Origin of the sequence: Xenorhabdus sp. NBAII XenSa04, from assembly GCF_963866145.1 — a bacterium.
GTDB classification, from domain to species: Bacteria; Pseudomonadota; Gammaproteobacteria; order Enterobacterales; family Enterobacteriaceae; genus Xenorhabdus; species Xenorhabdus indica.
In genome coordinates this window covers 1-722 of sequence record NZ_CAWMEB010000010.1, presented here as the reverse complement: position 1 = coordinate 722, position 722 = coordinate 1, and the positions used below count along the sequence as shown (strand labels likewise).

The 722-nt window shown below is 37.8% G+C and carries 1 protein-coding gene; it reads right to left on the bottom strand.

Annotation, left to right across the window (positions count from 1 at the left end; genetic code table 11):
* Window positions 1-686, bottom strand: a 686-nt coding sequence (locus tag AAC147_RS00900) for a condensation domain-containing protein (RefSeq protein WP_231571544.1), incomplete at its 3' end; no start/stop codon positions are given.
* Between the last annotated feature and the right edge of the window lie 36 nt (window positions 687-722).

The following is a 722-nucleotide window of genomic DNA, read 5'->3' as shown; positions in this document are numbered from 1 at the left end:
TGAGATTCAAATTGCTGCTGGAGAGTCTGGTCTTGCGGATACGCGATATCGGGCTGGTGCCAGTTATGCAGTAATAGCTGGCGTTCTGGCTCCAATAAAATGGGTAACTCACTGACTAACAATGCAGGATTGTTAATCAAGGCAACGAATAGATTCTGTAATCGCTCAAGTATTCTGTTGATATCCAGTTCACTAAAATATTCCTGTCGGTAATCTATTGTTATTTTTAGTGCCTGATCGTATCCATAATCTTTCAATCGAAAGACGATAGGGTAAATATTAAACACCCCATCGACATGGTAATACTGATTTTCAGCAATTTCAGCGGCGGATTCAGAAAAACGCTCATAAAAAATGGATATATTAGGCAAAGAAAGCCGGTGTTGATTAGCTATTCGGATAAGATGAGATTGAGGGAATCTACAGTGATAGTAACTACTTTTCAGCTCGGATTCTATCAGCCTAATCTGTTCAATCACACTTGCTGTATTAGAAATGCGACAATGCACTGGATATATATTTGCGCTCATGCCAACAACATATTTTTCTAATTTTTTCTTTCTTCCATGTGTGATCGTGTTAAAAGTCAACTCTTGCTGCCCGGTAAGTTCAGACATCATCATAACAACCAGGCCTGAAAAAATAGAATGCAGATTGGTTTGATATTTTTTACAAAATAACCGCAAATCCTCTTTAATTGAAAGAGGTAATATTAACGTACC